Source organism: Streptomyces sp. NPDC004542, assembly GCF_040610035.1.
GTDB lineage: Bacteria > Actinomycetota > Actinomycetes > Streptomycetales > Streptomycetaceae > Streptomyces.
Window position 1 is genome coordinate 1 of sequence record NZ_JBEXLP010000211.1, and the last position, 1588, is coordinate 1588.

The window sequence follows — 1588 nt, forward strand, 5'->3', positions numbered from 1 at the left end:
CGGGCGAGTAGACCTTCATCACCATAAAAGATGCCTCCTACCCGGCCCCTGCCGGGGCCGGGCTCAGAGGTGTCCACCACTCGGGGACAGGTCCCCTACCATGGGGCCCGTTTCTTCATGCCCACGACCACACCGGCATCTCTGCCCGAATGATCACCGCACCACACCGCAGGATCCGAACGAGATCCGGTTTGCCACAACGCACTTGATGCCTCATCCACGAAGTAGACCGTGCTGGATCCGGTGAGCGATGGAGTGGTGTACCGATGCTGACGTGGTGGTGCTTTTCGGGGGAAGGGCGGGGGCCGCGGCCGATCTCGTCGTACGTCGACTGTCAGAGGCTGCTGGGAGTATCGCTGCCGTGAACGTCATCCGCACCACCCCACTACGACCGTTCGACGTTGCCGCGGTCTTCCCGCAACTGGCCCCGCTGGCACGCTTAACGACCCGGCTGCATCCCCGCCCCGGCTCTCCGTCGCCGTACGAAAGTTCGATTGGCGGGCCACTGCTGTGGCCCGCCGGGCAGCCATGGCCGTACTGCGACAAGTGGCACGAGGGTCCGGTCTCCCCTCTTCTGCCAGTGGCCCAGCTGTATGTGCGGGACGTGCCCTTGCTGCGGCGGCCCGGACGGACTGATCTGCTCCAGGTGCTTTGGTGTCCTTGGGAGCACCCGCCGGAGTACAAGCCTCCGACCGAGCTGTTCTGGCGAACCGCCGCCGACGTCACCAACATCCTCGCCTCGCCGCCCGAACCAACCGAGGCGCAGTTCGGCTACACGCCGGAGCCGTGCGTGCTCGCACCGGAGCAGGTCACCGAGTACCCCAACTTTCTCGCGTTGAGCGAGGAGTTGCGCCAGCAGCTGAGCGACTGGAGCGCGTGGCAGGCGGCCGGCGTCGAGATAGATGATTCCTATGAGGCCGCTCCGGAGGAGTTCTACTCCGACGAGCTGTCCGTCGCCCCCGGATGGAAGGTCGGGGGCTGGCCCCCGTGGGGCCTCACCGATCCCATCGCCCGGTTCTGCATCAACTGTGGCGCCGCGATGATTCCGTTGCTGACCATCGCCTCGGACGAATGTCGTGACGACAGAAGGGGTTGGGTCCCGTACGAGGACCAAGCCATCGCCGTGCTCGACAACGACAACGTGTCGAACCCGCCCGGTATCCAGGTCTCCGGCGCGAATCACCTGCAGCTCTACGCCTGCCCGACGTGCTACACGCATACTGACCTGATCCAATAGGCCATTGCGGGAGTCTCTGTAACCCCCGGAGGGACTGCCACCACGACGGCCGGGGCGCGCTGCGTGAAGTCGAGCATGCGGGCGAAGGCGAACCCGACGATGGAGGCACCGTGCGTGTCCGTGTGCTGCCGGTCGACCTCGGGGTCGGTGCAGTGCCGCAGGACTCGCTCGATCATCGAGGCGACCTCAGAGGGCGAACAGCTCTTGAGCCGGGAGTAGATGCAGACCGATCTCCGCTCCACGTGCCAAGAGATCATCTAGTGCCGCATCAGGCAATGTTTGCCCTCTTGTGATGTGACGCGCCGTACCGGTGCTGGGCCGGGCGGCGCGGGACGGTCACCCTGTCGGGGT

General features: G+C 65.7%; 2 protein-coding genes. One reads left to right on the top strand and one right to left on the bottom strand.

What is annotated here, in order from left to right; all coding sequences use genetic code 11:
* Positions 1–361: 361 nt before the first annotated feature.
* Complete coding sequence (locus ABZX30_RS38105; protein ID WP_355943038.1) at positions 362–1237, top strand: hypothetical protein; 876 nt, start codon at positions 362–364, stop codon at positions 1235–1237.
* Here ABZX30_RS38105 and ABZX30_RS38110 read toward each other — a convergent pair.
* Positions 1210–1494: a Tn3 family transposase gene (locus tag ABZX30_RS38110; protein ID WP_355943041.1), complete on the bottom strand. Its 285-nt coding sequence runs from the start codon at positions 1492–1494 to the stop codon at positions 1210–1212. The two genes, ABZX30_RS38105 and ABZX30_RS38110, sit on opposite strands and share 28 nt — an antisense overlap.
* Positions 1495–1588 lie beyond the last annotated feature (94 nt).